Below are 16661 nucleotides of genomic sequence, written 5' to 3' on the forward strand. Positions count from 1 at the left end.
AAGATCATGAAAAAGATGGCAGAAATTGCAATAATCATCGTGTTAGTCATCATCTTCACTTCACTGGGTGATGCACTCGGCGGTTCAATTTATGGCCGTGGTAGCTTTGGCGCAGTCTTTAGTGACTCACTTATCGCCATGGCATTATTAGGAGGTATGTCATTTGTGGCATACTTAATTGCACAAATCCCACCATTAGGTAAGTTACCTGTGATTTTCTGGGTATCTTTGATTGCTGCAGGTTTGTGTTCACCGTTATTCCCTTACGATAAAGAAATGATCGCAATGACAGGTAAAATCTCACTTGCCGTCATCAGTACGACAGTACTTGCCTTTGCTGGTCTTTCACTCGGTAAAGATATCGACAAATTTAAAGCCATTTCATGGCGGATCATCCCAGTTTCACTGGCGGTCTTTACGGGAACATTCTTATTCGCTGCACTTATTGGTCAAGTGACACTTTCATGGAGCGGCGTTATCTAACAATAGGAAATATTTACCATGACAATGACCAAAGACCAATTGAAAGCCATCGTCTGCGAGACAATTGCATCCCATAAAGGGGATATCAAAAAATTGGCTGAAGATATTTGGGCAGAACCTGAGCTCGGCTATAAGGAAGTTAAAACAGCAAAAAAAGTGGAAGCTGCATTTTCTGCCTTAGGCGTTAATTACCGTAACCAACTCGCATTGACGGGGGTTAAGGCTCGCCTTAAGGGTGGAAAAGGGAGTAAACATAGTATTGCTGTGATTGGTGAGCTCGATGCAATTATTTGTGCGGAGCACCCAGAAGCTGATGATTTAACGGGCGCTGCCCATTGCTGCGGGCACAATGCACAAATAGCTAACATGATGGCAGTCACTATTGGTCTGGTTAAGTCAGGTGCTATGCAATACCTCGCGGGAGACGTCGTTCCTTTCGCCGTTCCCGCAGAGGAATATGTTGAACTAGCTTATCGTAATAAACTGATTGAGCAAGGAAAAATCAGTTATATCGGCGGTAAACCTGAGCTGATATCTCTTGGTGAGTTTGATGATATCGATATGGCAATGCAAATTCATTTAACCAGTGTCAAACCTGAACGTGAGACTGGTTTTATTGAAATGTCGACCACCACCAATGGGTTTATTGGCAAGCTGATTAACTACAAAGGCAAAGCATCCCATGCGGCGGCTGCCCCTCATCTGGGCGTTAATGCACTCAATGCGGCAATGATGGGGATCATGGGGGTGAATGCAATTCGCGAAACCTTTCAAGAAAAAGATTATATTCGTTTCCATCCTATCATCACACAAGGCGGTGATTTAGTGAATGTCACCCCAAGTGATGTCCGTATGGAAAGTTATGTCCGAGCGTCAAATGTTCCCGCAATGATTGATGCGAATGAGCGTATTACTCGCGCATTGGTTGCTGGCGCAATGTCAGTCGGTGCAGAAGTAGAAGTCAAAGATTTACCGGGTTACCTGCCGCTATATAACAACGATACGTTAAACGACTTATTGCAGCACAATGCCCACGACTTGATTGGCGAAGAAAATGTTTGGGTTGCTGGCCATATGACTGGAAGCACAGATACAGGTGACTTATCACATATCATGCCAGTGAGTCACCCGTGGATTGGCGCAATTCGCGGTGGCTTGCACGGTAAAGATTACGTTGTTTTTGATGATGATATGGCCTACATCCGCCCTGCGCAAATGATGGCAATGGCAATTATTGACCTATTATTTGATGATGCATCCCAAGCTGACGAAATGTTAGCTGATTACACCCCATTGATGAGCAAAGAGGAATATCTCTCATTTATTGGCTCTTTTAAGAACTAATTATAGAAACATGTCCCTTATTAATGCGTTAATCGCAATAAGGGGCATATAATCTTTCCAGCTTTAATCCTATCTTTATAGTTTCCCCTCTCATTAATTCAATATATTTTATATTCGTCATCTCATGTAAAATAATTTGTAAAACCATGCTATCTACGTCCTATTTCAAATAATAAAATTTAGCGTAAACTCAATAACCGCCTCTCTTAAATATAAAAATCTTTAATATAAAAACCAGAAAATACAAATTCAACATACTGATATTAAAGGAATTTAATTATTTTTGCATTTCCTGATGATTATTTTATTAAATTACCATCCTTATTATTCATGAGCCATGCAATACTGATATGATATAAATACGATCTCCATCACGCTCACTTTTTTAATATCCACGTTAAAATTCACTCTATGAATTGTTAGATAAAATAACATCTATCAGAAGTGATTTATTTCTGAATCTAGCGCTTAAAATATACATAAATTAAATGAGTACGCTGTTTCTTATTCATGCTCACACCAGGGGCTCCTTAACAGCATTAAAAACGCTTTTTGTATACGGGATAAAACGTAATGACCAATAAATACAATATCAGTGAAAAGCTCTTTGCTTTAGAAACGTTTAGCAAAAAAACACGTCAGGATTTACATAAGATCCCTGAATTATCTGGGCAAGAATTCAAAACCTCACAATATTGCCGTGAATTGATGGAAAGCTTTGGCTATAACATCCGTTTATTTGAAGGTTACACCGGTTTTACCGCTGAATTGATTATCGACCCAGCAAAGCGCTTGATTGCCTATCGTACCGATATTGACGGCCTTGAAATGCCTGATTTAACATGCAATGAGCACAGCTCTGTCCATGAAGGTTGCGCTCATAACTGTGGCCATGATACCCACATGACCATCGCCTTAACGGCAGCAAAATACCTTAGCGAAAACCGTTCTGAACTCACTCATAACGTCCGTTTTATCTTCCAAATGGCCGAAGAAGACATGCGAGTACCGGGCGCTAACAAAATGGTAGAAATGGGCTGTATGGAAGGTGTTGATGAGGTTTACGGCTTACATAATGATGCCGCTTTTGAAACGGGTTATATTAAATTCAATTCCGGGGTTATGTCTTCTTATGGCTCAGCGTGGACGCTAGATGTTCATGGCGTTTCAGCCCACGGCTCAACCCCTCATAAAGGGTTAGATGCTATCCGCGAAGCAACACGTATCATTGATTATATGGACTACATTGTTGCCAAAAAAACCGATCCTTTCAGCCCTGCCGTATTTGGTTGTGGAATGATTAACGGTGGAACTATTCCAAATGCGTTGGCTGATCATGTTCAGGCACGCGGTACCATCCGTTCAATGGATGAAGAAACCGACAAAATTTTAAAAGCCAGCTTTCATGAAATTGTCGCTCGTAGTGAAGCCGGCGGGTTTAAAACCACATTAGAAGCAAGCGGTTATCCCGCTGTCGTCAATCACCCGCAAGCCGCAAAAGTGATTTATGATGCTGCTGCTGCATTCTTACCTACTGAACAGATTGATGCGAATGGTAAGCCAATGACGGGTAGTGAAGACTTCAGTTATATGATCAATGCCACTAAAGATAAACTCGGTGCCATGTACTTTTTAGGAAGTGGTAATCAAGCAAAAGGGATTAATAATTATTTACACGCTAACCCTTATTTTGTTGATGACGATTGTTTGCTGATTGGCGCTCAAATTTTTATTAATATTGCCACTCGTTAGGATAAAAATAACACACACAGCAATTTCAAAGCCGAGTAAATCATATTACTCGGCTTTTTTCTTATAGCTCAGGTAATTCTCTATACAACCTATCTCGCTCACTTTGTTCTGTAGGCACCCATTGATTCGGCTGATGAATATAGTTCAAATCAAGGTGAGGTGCATAATTAGAGATAAAATCATACATATAATCTTTTAAATGCATATGCCGGTTAATGCATACGTGTGTATAACTTGGCTTCACTAAATGGCTGATATCAATACAGCGTAATGTATCGCTATCTTCCTCTGGGTCAAAAGCAACCGTTGAAATAATACCTACCCCAGCACCACGTTTTACATAGTATTTAATAATTTCGGTATCTACCGCAGTTAAAACAACATTTGGCGTTAATTTGTGTTGGTAAAAAACTTGGTCAAGCTTTGAATGCCCGGTAAAACCAAATACATAGGTAATTAATGGGTAACCAGCAAGGTCTTCAATAGAGAGTTGTTCACATTGAGCCAATGGGTGATCATGCGGGACAATAATACTGCGAGACCATTGGTAGCAAGGCATCACCAATAAGTCATCATAGAGGTGCATAGATTCGGTCGCAATAGCAAAGTCCACATCCCCATTATTCACCATTTCTGCAATTTGGGCGGGAGCCCCTTGGTGAAAATGCAGTGAGATATTGGGATAACGTGCGTTAAAACGTTCAATCACTTGGGGTAATTTATAGCGGATTTGTGTGTGTGTGGTTGCGATATGAAGATTTTGTTTTATCGTGGTATCTTCATGTGAAACGATACTTTTAATTTTATCGAACTGCGCCAGAATATCACACGCGACGTGATGAACTTTCTCACCAATCGGGCTAAGAGACAATAAGTTATTATTTTTCCGATTGAATAATGAAACGTTCAGTTCATCTTCCAATATTTTAAGTTGCTTACTGACAGTCGGCTGAGAGGTATATAATTTTTCAGCCGCGTTGGTGATATTGAAATCACTTCTAACCACTTCAACAAAACTTTTAAGCTGACTAATGTTCATTGCTGATTTATCCAATGCAAAATGGATTAAAAAATAGAGATATAAATCCAGAGTGAGATGCGACATCTTGGTTGTTATGTACAGTAATTATACCATAACGAATGGATTAGCAAGAACTACACTGTTGCTTATTCCCAAGCAAACCGCTTCTCTTTTGTAATCAAGCAACCTGACATTAGTAAATGAAAAGCAAATTATTCACTCAAGATCACTAAAATTAAAATAATCACAAAATAAATAGTCATTTTGTGATAGCCATCTTACCTACTTTGTTTTTTACGCCATTTTCAAAAATATCTGGCTAAACAATACAATTAATCCTAATTCATTTTACTTAGATTGGGGGCGCCAATTTCTTATTAATCAATTGGTAGACAGGTTAATTATGCCACTAAGAATGGCATTATAAATAAATTATAGGTGCAAACATGAAAAGAATTAAAACCAAGTTTCTTTTGTTATTTTATATAATTATTTCAATAACCTCCACCAGTGCTTTAGCTACATCAGATAGCGATGCCCTTTATTTTTACCTTGTTAGACATGGACAAACTTATTCTAATATTAAAGAAATGACCATTGGTGGAGGCGGTAATGCTCAGCTTACAACCAAAGGGCGCTATGATGCACGCAGCCTTGGTTTAGGTTTAGAAGATGTCGATTTTATCGCCGGATACAGCAGTACATTAGGTCGAGCTCATGAAACCGCCAGTAATATTTTAACTGGCCGTAACATGGATATTATTGAGATTGAGAACTTAAAAGATATTTCTTGGGGTAACGCTGAAGGCGGTAGAATTGATGACTTAACGAGCCAATACGGCCATTCTGGTAATGAATTTGAATACTACTTTGGGAACTATAAAGATAAAAACTTCAAATCTGTCGTCAACACTGAAAGCATGTATGACTTTTCCCAACGCTTCGAGTCTGCATTATTAGATATTGCTAACCGTCATAAAAATGAAACTGGTAATATTTTAGCCGTTGGCCACTCATCAATGGCATTTTACTTGCAGAAATATCGTCAAGATAAGCCATTATCAGGGTTAAGCAATACTGCCGTTTCGGTATTAAAATATAAAGATGGTCAATTTACGCTTATCGACTTTAATAATACGGATTATTTAAAATCAGGTTATGCAAAACAAGAGAAACTTCCGCCTCTTGAAATCTCGATTGTCATCAACCCAATGACTATTTTAAATGATGCCAATGTAATGGAAGGCACCTCAGACTCCGATCTCAGTAAATCAGGTGTTGCGGCGGTTAATCAATTGAAACAACACATTAACCCTACTGACTATTTGGCGGTTTATAGCAGCACATTAAATAGAGCCAAATATACTGCAAACCACTTATTTGAAAATAGCACCCTACCAATCCAAATTAATCGTAATTTAGATGAAATTTTCCTTGGCCTTTGGGAAGCGGAGAAAATCAGCACATTAGAAAAAGACCCTAAAGGCCAGTTTACCAAATTACATTCAGGAAAAAATGTGTTGAGCTTTGAATCCCCAGTCGATGGTGAAACAGGAGCTATTGCAGCCTACCGATTAGAAAGCTTACTTAGAGATATTGGTATCCAAAATGAATTCCATACTGGAAAAATCATGGTGGTTACTCACCCGATTATTTTCAGTGCGTTTTTAAATAAAGTTCAGCCAGAGTACCAATTCATCCCTAAAAAAGACTTACAACTGATTACCCTGCAATATAAAAATGAAAAATTCAGTGTCAAAAACATCCAGTCTTTTAATGGTAAATAAGAGAAATTAACACCTTATAATCGCCAATAAAAAACCTCGCCATTGCGAGGTTTTTATCTCTTCAGAAAAGCTCAAAACGAATTATACATTTTTCCTTTCGATAGTTTCTTCCCCCCAATATAGCCTATCCGCAGTGGTCTTCGAAAAGGCCAGAGGTAAAACTTCATCAGAACCTTCCTCCCAAATTTGTTCTGCTAACACTTCATCATTATTCGCTAACTCAAAAATAGCTTGAGCAATTTCAATTGAGGTTTCTCTAACTTTAGCCCATTCAGCTATATCGTGAGGCTCTTTCATTATTCGCTCCTGATTAAATGGTTCTGGTAAAAATACTGAGAGATTTCAAGTCTGTGAATAAGATCACTACGACTTTAAATATATTGCCATTTTTCCCTTTTAGTGGCGCTCCATTGAACGCGCTCACTATTCACTCTCTCTAGTATATGACTATAAGTTAAGTAATAGAGATAAAAAAGTCATGAATATTCGCCATGTTGTTGCTATTGATTTAGGCGCATCTAGCGGTCGAGTCATGTTGGCTTGCTATGATGTGCATAATAAAAAATTATCATTAGATGAAATTCATCGTTTTACAAACCATTTGATCACTGAAGGCAACCATTGCTATTGGGATCTTGACGACATTGAGAACCAAATCCTGATTGGCTTACACCGTATAGAACAATCTGGCATCAACATTGACAGCATCGGGATCGACACTTGGGGTGTTGATTATGTCCTACTTGACCGTGAGGGTCATACCGTTGGTCGCAATTTCTCCTACCGAGATAACCGCACGCAAGGTGTCATGGAACAAGTTCAAACCGATCTCGGTGTTCAAAATATCTACCAAAAAACAGGGATCCAATTTCTCCCTTTCAATACCTTATATCAATTGAAGGCATTGCAACAATCACACCCCCAATGGTTGGAACAAGCACACCATTTATTATTGATTCCTGATTATTTAGCATACCGTTTGACCGGGCAAGTCAACCATGAATATACCAATATTACCACCAGCCAAATGGTTAACCTGCAAACAGGTGATTGGGATGAGGAGTTAGTCGAATATTTACAATTGCCACGCCGTTTATTAGGTGAAATCAAGCAACCGGGTAATGTCATTGGCTATTGGATCACACCGAAAGGCCAAAAAACCCCCGTGATCGCCGTAGCAAGCCATGATACGGCCAGCGCTGTCATTGCGGCTCCAATAGCCGATAGCCATAGTGCTTACTTAAGCTCAGGAACTTGGTCATTAATGGGCCTCGAGCGCACATCCCCTTGTACATGTGAAAATGCATTTGTTGCCAACATTACCAATGAAGGAGGAATTAATGGCCACTACCGAGTCCTAAAGAATATTATGGGGTTATGGTTATTCCAACGCATTTGTCTTGAACACGATGTGCAAGATATTTGCAGCCTCATTACCTCAGCAGAAGCTATCCCAGCATTCACGTATCTGATCAACCCGAACGATAACCGGTTCTTGAACCCGGAGTCGATGAGCCAAGCCATTAAAGAAGCTTGTCAGGAAAATCAACAATCCGTTCCAAATACTGCCGCTGAGCTAGCTCGTTGTGTTTTCGACAGCTTAGCACTGCTTTATCGTCAAGTGTTCCTTGAATTACAGCAGATAAATCATGCCCCATTACAACAACTGCATATCGTCGGTGGTGGCAGCCAAAATGCCCTACTTAACCAACTCTGCGCCAACACTTGCGGGGTTCCTGTGAGCACAGGTCCGATTGAAGCCTCCACCTTAGGAAACATTGGGTATCAGTTGATTGCCCTCAACACCATTCCAGATGTACCAACCCTGCGCACCATTATTGCAGAAAATACCGAACTTTGTTGGTTTCAACCTCAAAGCATCGCACTGGACGAACCTTGGAAACGATTTAAAACCATTACGGGCTAACTCAGGTTATTAACCGTATATCGATAAGTTATAAGGAAAATTTCATGTCTAATTACAAAGAAAGTTATCTTATTGCCAAACAACGTTTTGCTGACCTTGGTATCGATACTGAACTAGCGATGCAAGCTATGGCTGACTTGCCTGTATCAATGCACTGCTGGCAGGGAGATGACGTAGCCGGCTTTGAAAAATCAGCAACCGCTTTAAGCGGCGGTATTCAAGCTACAGGTAATTACCCCGGCAAAGCGACTAATGCGATTGAATTACGTGCAGATATGGATAAAGCAATGAGCTTAATTCCGGGCCCTAAACGCGTTAATCTGCACGCTCTTTACCTCGAAGCTGATACCGCCGTCGAACGTAATGAAATTGAACCTCGCCATTTTGCCAATTGGGTTGATTGGGCGAAAAAAAACCATATCGCGCTCGATTTTAACCCATCTTACTTTTCCCATCCGCTAAGTAGCGAAGCGACGCTGACTCACAGTAATAAGGAAATTAGAGACTATTGGATTGGTCATGGACAAGCTTGCCGCCGTATTTCTGCATATTTTGGTGAGTCATTAAACAGCGCTTCCGTGATGAATATTTGGATCCCTGACGGCATGAAAGATCTCCCTATTGACCGCTATGCCCCTCGTCAACGCTTAGTCGAGTCATTGGATGAAATTATCAGTGAAAAAATTGATATTAAATATCATATCGATGCCGTCGAAAGTAAATTATTCGGTATTGGTGCAGAATCTTACACCGCAGGCTCCAGTGAGTTTTATTTGGGCTATGCCATCACACGTAAAACCGCTTTATGTTTAGATGCAGGGCATTTCCATCCAACTGAAGTCATTTCGGATAAAATTTCAGCGGTCATTCCTTATGTTGAACGTCTATTACTGCACGTCAGCCGTCCTGTGCGTTGGGACAGTGACCACGTCATTTTACTCGATGATGAAACTCAAGCCATTGCCAATGAAATCATTCGCCATAACTTAAAGAACCGTGTGCATATTGGCCTCGATTTCTTTGACGCATCAATTAACCGTATTGCCGCTTGGGTCATTGGGACTCGTAATATGAAAAAAGCGTTACTTCGCGCCTTACTTGAACCAACCACAAGACTACGCCAACTCGAAATTGAAGGAGACTTCACAGCTCGCCTCGCGCTGTTAGAAGAACAAAAATGCCTGCCATGGCAAGCTGTTTGGGATGAATACTGTGAACGCAACAATGTTCCTGTCGGCGAAAAATGGTTAGATGAAGTTAAAAAATACGAAAAATCAACATTATTAACACGTTAAGGTGAATTGTATGCAAGATATTCTGACATCTTGGTTTGTTCAAGGAATGATAAAAGCCACCAGCGATATGTGGCTCAAAGGCTGGGATGAACGTAATGGCGGTAATGTGAGCTTACGACTCACTGAAGATGATGTTTCGCCATTTAAACACACTTTTCACGCTGACCCACGTTATATCGAAGCGACAGAGCCAGTTAAAGAGCTCGCAAACCAATATTTTATTGTTACAGGCTCCGGTAAGTTTTTCCGTAACGTTGCCTTAGACCCCGCAGATAACTTGGGTCTGGTTCGTATCGATAACGAAGGTCAGGGTTACCACATTGTTTGGGGCTTTGTGAATGGTGCAATACCAACCTCTGAATTTGCTGCACACTTTCAATCGCATATCACACGTATGCAAGCCACTAATGGCACTAACCGAGTCATCATGCACTGTCATGCAACTAACATCATTGCATTAAGTTATGTTTTACCGCTCGATAGTGCATCCATCACTCGTCATTTATGGGAAATGAGTACTGAATGTTTGGTGGTTTTCCCTGATGGTATTGGTGTGCTGCCATGGATGGTCCCCGGCACAGATGGTATCGGTTTAGAAACAGCGGAACAAATGAAACAACATGGCTTAGTACTTTGGCCATTCCACGGTATTTTTGGCTCTGGCCCAACTTTAGATGATGCTTTTGGTTTAATTGATACCGCAGAAAAATCTGCGGAGATATTGGTAAAAGTTCTCTCCATGGGTGGTAAAAAACAAACTATTTCAACAGAAAATCTGATTGCGCTTGCCAAGCGATTTAATGTCACACCAATGTCTGATGCATTGAAATAAAACCTGTTTCTCTGTGGATACTCCTTTCCTTCCACAGAGAAATTAAAACGATAATAAACAGTGAGGAATAGTTCATGGGCAGTGGAATTTTACTCGGTATTTTTTGGCATTTTGTCGGCGCAGCTTCAGCTGCCTGCTTTTACGCACCATTAAAGAAAGTTAAAAACTGGTCATGGGAAACGATGTGGTCCATTGCCGGTATTTTTTCGTGGATTATTTTACCTTGGACCATCAGTTATATTTTACTTCCTGACTTTTGGGCCTATTACAACTCTTTCAGTGCAAGTATTCTGATCCCTGTATTTTTATTTGGCGCCATGTGGGGGGTTGGTAATATTGGTTATGGCTTGACCATGCGCTATTTAGGTATGTCAATGGGGATTGGGATTGCCATTGGTATTACACTCATTGTTGGTACCTTGATGACCCCTATTATTCAAGGCACATTTGGCGAGCTGATTGCCTCGACTGGCGGAAAACTAACGATTCTTGGTGTCTTAGTGGCTGTTCTAGGGGTTGCTATCGTTTCCTATGCCGGGTTACTGAAAGAAAAGGCGACCGGAGTGCAAGCTGAAGAGTTTAACCTGAAAAAAGGCTTATTACTGGCAGTCATGTGCGGTATTTTCTCAGCCGGTATGTCATTCGCCATGAGTGCAGCCGTCCCTATGCACGAAGCTTCCGCTGCCCTCGGCGTTTCTTCTCTTTATGTCGCATTACCAAGTTACGTCATCATCATGGGTGGCGGCGCATTAATCAACTTAGGTTATTGTTTTATTAGGCTTATTTATCGCCAAGATATCTCTTTCAAATCAGATATCTCTGTCCCCAAAGCCCTACTGATCAGCAATATTTTATTTGCCATTTTGGGTGGCGGTATGTGGTACTTCCAATTCTTCTTCTACGCATGGGGACACGCCAATATCCCATCACAATACGGCTTTATGAGCTGGATGCTACATATGAGTTTTTATGTTCTGTGTGGCGGTATTGTGGGGTTAGCCCTAAAAGAATGGAAAGGCACTGGCAGAAAACCTGTCCGAATTTTATGTTTAGGCTGCTTAGTGATTATCTTAGCTGCAAACATTGTTGGCTTGGGAATGGCAGCATAACGTAACGACTTTTTATTTTAATCGATCGGGAGGTCAGCGATGACCCATAGAATGATACTCAATGAAACCTCATACTTTGGCGAAGGGGCTATTAACCACCTTGTAGAGGAAATTCAAAAACGCCAATTTAACAAAGCACTGATTGTTACGGATGCGGATCTGGTTAAATTTAATGTTGTCAGTAAAGTCACCCAATTATTAGATAACGCTAAATTGGACTACGCCATTTATGATGCCGTTATTCCTAACCCAACCATTGATACCGTCCAACAAGGACTAAAACACTTCAAACAATTTAATGCAGATTATCTTATCGCTATCGGTGGTGGTTCCCCACAAGACACCGCTAAAGCGATTGGGATTATTATCAATAACCCACAGTACGAAGATGTGGTGAGCTTAGAAGGTGTCGCTCCAACCCAAAATCCAGCGGTTCCAATTATCGCCATCCCAACGACCGCAGGAACCGCGGCTGAAGTCACGATTAACTATGTCATCACGGACAACAAACTGTGCCGTAAATTTGTGTGTGTTGACCCCCATAGTATCCCTATAGTAGCCATTATTGACCCATTAATGATGGCATCCATGCCTGCAAGCTTAAAGGCTGCTACTGGCGTTGATGCCCTCACTCATGCCATTGAAGGCTATATCACGAAAGGAGCTTGGGCACTTACCGATGCTCTGCACCTTAAATCCATAGAGTTGATCAGCAATTCGTTACGGCAATCCGTTAAGGGCGACCCGCAAGGCGTTGAAACAATGGCTCTTGCACAATATATGGCTGGAATGGGCTTCTCTAACGTTGGTTTAGGGTTGGTGCATGGTATGGCTCACCCACTTGGGGCGTTTTACAATACACCTCATGGCGTCGCCAATGCCATTTTATTGCCTCATATCATGGCGTATAACGCAAATTATACAGGGGAAAAATACCGCGATATCGCCCGTGCAATGGGCGTAAAAAATATAGACTCCCTACCACTTCAAGAAGCCAGAGATACCGCCATTGCAGCTGTCTTTGCGCTAAACAAAAACGTTGGTATTCCTGAAAAACTGCGTGAAATCGGCATGAAACCAGAGGATATTCCATCCCTTGCTCAAGCCGCCTTTGATGATGTGTGTACTGGGGGTAATCCACGTGATGCAACATTAGAGGATATCGCTGAATTATATCAAGCGATTTATTAGAGGACAGTATCATGATAAAAAAAGCATTTGTGATGCAAGTTGCTCCTAACGCTCACCAAGAATACCAGCGCCGACACGATGAAATTTGGCCTGAATTAGTGCTTACACTCAAAGAACACGGTGCACATCACTATTCTATTTTCTTAGATAACAATCGAAATTTATTGTTCGCCTATGTGGAAATTGAATCACAAGAACGCTGGGATAGCGTTGCACAAACAGAAGTATGCCAAAAATGGTGGAGGTATATGTCGGATATTATGCCATCAAACCCTGACAACAGCCCTATCAGTGATGAGTTAAGATCGGTATTTTATTTAGACTAATATCCCCCAGACAGTGCTAGTCTTTGGCTAGCACTTACCTCAATTTATTTTTCTGTAAAAAACAGCGTCGATATGCGCTTGCGGTCATATTCATTTTTCTATGGAAAACACTCGAAAAATAATTACTATCCTCATAGCCACATTGCCCCGCGATTTCACTGATAGACAATGAAGTACTACGTAATAATAATGTCGCTTGGCACAGACGTAATTGTTGCAGATATTCCATTACCGTCATTCCTGTTTTCGACTTGAACAAACGCTGTAATGAACGCGCGGACAACTGGTGTTCCTGAGCAAAATTATCTAATGAAAATGGTGTATTTATACTTAAATTTAAACAGTTTATTAGCTGATCCATTTGATGTAATAAGCTTATTGGCGCTTGGTCAGGCTGATACCTTAAACGGTAAATATAAATTGCCAGTTGTAAGAATAACCCTTCACAAAGATGAATCGATGGAATATCAGGCTTTTGGCATTCTGATGCTATTTTTTCAATAATTGGCGTTAATGTTGGTAAACTCGAAGGCGGTAGCTTCCAATGCCTAGATATTGCTGGCTGATGGCCTAATGGCACATACTTTTCAATAGATTGTTGAATCAAAAACTCATTAGGCTTATATAATATATTTACCAGTTTTAAATTATTTACAGAGTGATAGCCATGACGATCCTCTGCGTTAATATAAAACAGATCACCACACGTAATCGGGTAATCATCACCATTCCAATGGTGTAAGCCATTCCCGGAAAAAACAATCACAAACTCATTAAAATCATGGCTATGAATAATAAAATCTTCCTGAGAATTCCGTTTTTCTACCGTCACGGTATTTTCAGTTCGAATAAAATAATCGCTGCTGTTGAGAGTGATAATTTTTTGTATCATGGTCACCTCAAAAAAGTGTAAAGATGATCATGGCGATCTTTGTTAATTACTGCAATGACGCAGGTCACGAGGTGTGAAATTATACTCGCTCTTAAAACGCGTTGAAAAATACGCACTATCATTAAAACCACTTTCCAGCGCAATATCTGTAATAGTTTTCTCTGAAAAACGGATTTGATAATATGCTTCAGATAGCCTTAATTTTATTAAATAATTTTGTGGCGATATGCCTAAATTATTTTTCATATATCGATGAAAAGTACGCAGCGAAACCGAAAACTGAGTGGTTAAACTTTCCCAATCAATTTCTTCCATAAAGTTTGCATTCAACCATCGTAACATCTGAATAATACGCTGTTCATTATTCCCCTCACCTACGTGGTTATAACGTCCCTCTTGCAAGTTCATAATTAACTGTAAGAACAAACTTTCAGTATAAGCAGGGTCAGAACCATCACTTTCGTTAAGTTTATCAATAAGCTGTTGCGCTTTATTGCAATGCTCTTTATTTAATAGCCAATGGGAAATGTTTTTTTCAGTGTCGGCAGGAAAAAAATGACTGATATTGTTTAAATAAGTAAAGGCAGAGTCTGAACGATATAACACATTAGTTAAATTGAGGTTAGAGACATTATCAAATAAGTGATAATCGCTGGATTTAATGTAACACACCATACCTGGGCATAATGTATAAGGCCGCCCATTAAGTACATGCAGGCCAACGCCTTGAGTCACCAAAAAAATCTCACTAAAATCATGTGTATGCTCAGGAAAAATAGGCTGAGGTACCCTTGGTTCAACCGCAATGTGCTGCTGTGGTGTGATAAAAAAATCTTCGCTATAGAGTTTCATGAAAGATCTCCCAATAAGTACTCCTCACCTGTATATTCACTGTTGGGTTTATGTCGCGATATTCCATTTACCGTAAATACCCCTACCCTTTCATTCTAGTGATCTTATCCAAAATCACCTTGAAATTACTGCCAAGCAATCACTTGTTATTGGCAATATTTTCAAGAGTCCATCGAATAAATGTGCGAAATGTGACATTGAATACACCAAAGCTACTTCATCTAAGATTACTGTTTTGTAAGAGAAGGCAATTTTCAGGTATTTTAACTCTCTGGCTTATAAAAATAGGATTGGTTATCAATAAACTGTTATCGAATGTAAACATAACCTTATGTTTTCACTTATTAGTTTCTGGATCTATGGCTCCCGATAAAGATCGGTTCATTATTACCGCCAAATGGATAAGTCTGCTTTACTATCACAATGATTTTTCGATTTTAAAGAAACTACATGAGAGGTACGTATTTTTGATCCGCGGTCTGAGTACTTAATTTCATCTATCAATTCCTATTTAAATGAAACGCCCATATCGTATTATCAGAATCGATTTCTATCAAACTGGTCGAGCTTAGTACATTTATAAGAAAGTTAATCTGATAGAAAAATAGTTTGTAGGTATTCATGAGGGCTACTTGGGAAGACTATAAGGTAAAAACCAGCTAATCCACTGAATTTCAGGTATAAAAAAAGACATCGGTTGATGTCCATTGACTTCGGAATGGTACGCCCTACAGGATTCGAACCTGTGACCTACGGCTTAGAAGGCCGTTGCTCTATCCAACTGAGCTAAGGGCGCATTGATAATGCGGGCAGCCTATCTGGCTGATGGCGTTGAATTATACGGTTGCTGCGCGCTGAGTCAATGGCTTTTCGCTACTAAAATAACTATATGCTCATTTTATGTAATAGTTTGAACTGACAATGACCTTAACTTCTGACAAAATAGAGTCATTACCGTGTCTCATATATGGATTAAGTTACAGATGTTAGCAAAAATTATTGATGGGAAAACGATTGCGCAGACAATTAGGCAAGAAGTTGCTCAAAAAGTACAATTACGTTTAGAACAAGGAAAACGCGCCCCTGGGCTTGCTGTGATTTTAGTTGGCGCTAACCCCGCATCACAAATCTATGTCGGCAGCAAACGCCGTGCTTGTGAAGAAGTCGGTTTTATTTCACGTTCTTATGATTTGCCAGATACAACAACAGAAGCTGAACTACTCAAACTGATTGATGACTTAAATCAAGATACTGAAATTGATGGAATTTTAGTTCAACTACCATTACCTGCGGGGATTGATAACGTCAAAGTCATTGAGCGTATTCATCCAGACAAAGATGTTGATGGTTTTCATCCGTATAATGTCGGTCGCTTGTGCCAACGTGCGCCGCGCCTTCGCCCATGCACCCCTAAAGGAATTGTTACTCTACTTGAGCGCTGCGGTATCAACACTTATGGTTTAAACGCTGTAATTATTGGCGCATCCAATATTGTTGGTCGTCCAATGAGCTTAGAGCTTCTGCTAGCGGGTTGCACTACAACAGTAACGCATCGCTTTACCAAAGATTTAGAACACCACGTTCGCCATGCTGATTTAGTTGTTGTCGCAGTGGGGAAACCCAATTTTATTCCTGGTGAATGGATTAAACCTGGCGCGATTGTGGTCGATGTCGGTATCAACCGCTTAGATAGCGGCAAAGTCACAGGAGATGTCGATTTTGACGAAGCCGCGAAAAACGCAGCTTGGATCACCCCAGTGCCTGGTGGTGTTGGCCCAATGACCGTTGCGACTTTAATTCAAAACACCCTTCAAGCATGTGAAGAGTACCACGATATTTAATGTAATTTT

General features: G+C 40.4%; 15 protein-coding genes and 1 tRNA gene. 11 read left to right on the top strand and 5 right to left on the bottom strand.

Annotated elements, in window-relative coordinates:
- Positions 1-6: 6 nt before the first annotated feature.
- The 3 genes from PR767_RS05900 to PR767_RS05910 all read left to right on the top strand — a co-directional run bounded on the left by PR767_RS05900 (position 7) and on the right by PR767_RS05910 (position 3579).
- A complete protein-coding gene (locus PR767_RS05900) occupies positions 7-483 on the top strand; it encodes a hypothetical protein (RefSeq protein WP_004262394.1) in 477 nt (158 codons plus the stop codon).
- 18 nt (positions 484-501) lie between these two features.
- Positions 502-1827 (top strand): amidohydrolase, encoded by a 1326-nt coding sequence (locus PR767_RS05905; protein ID WP_004913476.1) that lies wholly within the window; start codon positions 502-504, stop codon positions 1825-1827.
- 573 nt (positions 1828-2400) lie between these two features.
- Positions 2401-3579, top strand: a complete 1179-nt coding sequence (locus PR767_RS05910) for a M20 metallopeptidase family protein (RefSeq protein WP_196723739.1) — start codon at positions 2401-2403, stop codon at positions 3577-3579.
- Between the two features lie 61 nt (positions 3580-3640).
- Here the strand turns inward: PR767_RS05910 and PR767_RS05915 are convergent, their stop codons facing one another.
- Entirely contained in the window at positions 3641-4618 is a 978-nt protein-coding gene (locus PR767_RS05915; protein ID WP_272520010.1) for a LysR substrate-binding domain-containing protein, read from the bottom strand.
- 428 nt (positions 4619-5046) lie between these two features.
- Between PR767_RS05915 and PR767_RS05920 the strand changes: the two genes are divergently transcribed.
- Positions 5047-6387: a 2-carboxy-D-arabinitol-1-phosphatase gene (locus PR767_RS05920; protein WP_115166824.1), complete on the top strand. Its 1341-nt coding sequence runs from the start codon at positions 5047-5049 to the stop codon at positions 6385-6387.
- Positions 6388-6468: 81 nt separating this feature from the next.
- Here PR767_RS05920 and PR767_RS05925 read toward each other — a convergent pair whose 3' ends face one another.
- Positions 6469-6684, bottom strand: a complete 216-nt coding sequence (locus PR767_RS05925; protein ID WP_004913488.1) for a YccJ family protein — start codon at positions 6682-6684, stop codon at positions 6469-6471.
- Positions 6685-6865: 181 nt separating this feature from the next.
- Here PR767_RS05925 and rhaB point away from each other — a divergent pair, with 181 nt between their 5' ends.
- The 6 genes from rhaB to rhaM all read left to right on the top strand — a co-directional run bounded on the left by rhaB (position 6866) and on the right by rhaM (position 13067).
- On the top strand, positions 6866-8314 hold the full coding sequence (gene rhaB / locus PR767_RS05930) for a rhamnulokinase (protein ID WP_272520011.1): 1449 nt from the start codon (positions 6866-6868) through the stop codon (positions 8312-8314).
- 44 nt (positions 8315-8358) lie between these two features.
- On the top strand, positions 8359-9609 hold the full coding sequence (locus PR767_RS05935) for an L-rhamnose isomerase (protein WP_124725139.1): 1251 nt from the start codon (positions 8359-8361) through the stop codon (positions 9607-9609).
- Between the two features lie 10 nt (positions 9610-9619).
- The gene (gene rhaD / locus PR767_RS05940; protein WP_004913496.1) at positions 9620-10441 is read left to right on the top strand and encodes a rhamnulose-1-phosphate aldolase; all 822 of its coding nucleotides are present in this window, start codon (positions 9620-9622) and stop codon (positions 10439-10441) included.
- A 74-nt stretch (positions 10442-10515) separates the two neighbouring features.
- Positions 10516-11550 carry an L-rhamnose/proton symporter RhaT gene (gene rhaT / locus PR767_RS05945; RefSeq protein WP_004913498.1) on the top strand — a complete coding sequence of 345 codons (1035 nt, stop codon included), beginning with the start codon at positions 10516-10518 and terminating at the stop codon, positions 11548-11550.
- Positions 11551-11589: 39 nt separating this feature from the next.
- Entirely contained in the window at positions 11590-12741 is a 1152-nt protein-coding gene (fucO, locus tag PR767_RS05950) for a lactaldehyde reductase (protein ID WP_004913500.1), read from the top strand.
- A gap of 11 nt (positions 12742-12752) precedes the next feature.
- The gene (rhaM, locus tag PR767_RS05955) at positions 12753-13067 is read left to right on the top strand and encodes an L-rhamnose mutarotase (RefSeq protein WP_117162772.1); all 315 of its coding nucleotides are present in this window, start codon (positions 12753-12755) and stop codon (positions 13065-13067) included.
- Positions 13068-13101: 34 nt separating this feature from the next.
- On the opposite strand, the gene PR767_RS05960 is transcribed toward rhaM, so the two are convergent.
- From PR767_RS05960 to PR767_RS05970, 3 genes are all read right to left on the bottom strand, one after another.
- Complete coding sequence (locus PR767_RS05960; protein ID WP_004913509.1) at positions 13102-13959, bottom strand: helix-turn-helix domain-containing protein; 858 nt, start codon at positions 13957-13959, stop codon at positions 13102-13104.
- A gap of 42 nt (positions 13960-14001) precedes the next feature.
- Positions 14002-14811 (bottom strand): HTH-type transcriptional activator RhaS, encoded by an 810-nt coding sequence (rhaS, locus tag PR767_RS05965; RefSeq protein WP_109912082.1) that lies wholly within the window; start codon positions 14809-14811, stop codon positions 14002-14004.
- Between the two features lie 719 nt (positions 14812-15530).
- Positions 15531-15607, bottom strand: a tRNA-Arg gene (locus PR767_RS05970).
- Between the two features lie 187 nt (positions 15608-15794).
- On the opposite strand from PR767_RS05970, the gene folD reads away from it, so the two are divergent.
- Positions 15795-16652, top strand: a complete 858-nt coding sequence (gene folD / locus PR767_RS05975; protein ID WP_004913518.1) for a bifunctional methylenetetrahydrofolate dehydrogenase/methenyltetrahydrofolate cyclohydrolase FolD — start codon at positions 15795-15797, stop codon at positions 16650-16652.
- Positions 16653-16661: the final 9 nt, after the last annotated feature.

The sequence above is a fragment of the Providencia sp. PROV223 genome (assembly GCF_028479245.1).
GTDB lineage: Bacteria > Pseudomonadota > Gammaproteobacteria > Enterobacterales > Enterobacteriaceae > Providencia > Providencia rettgeri.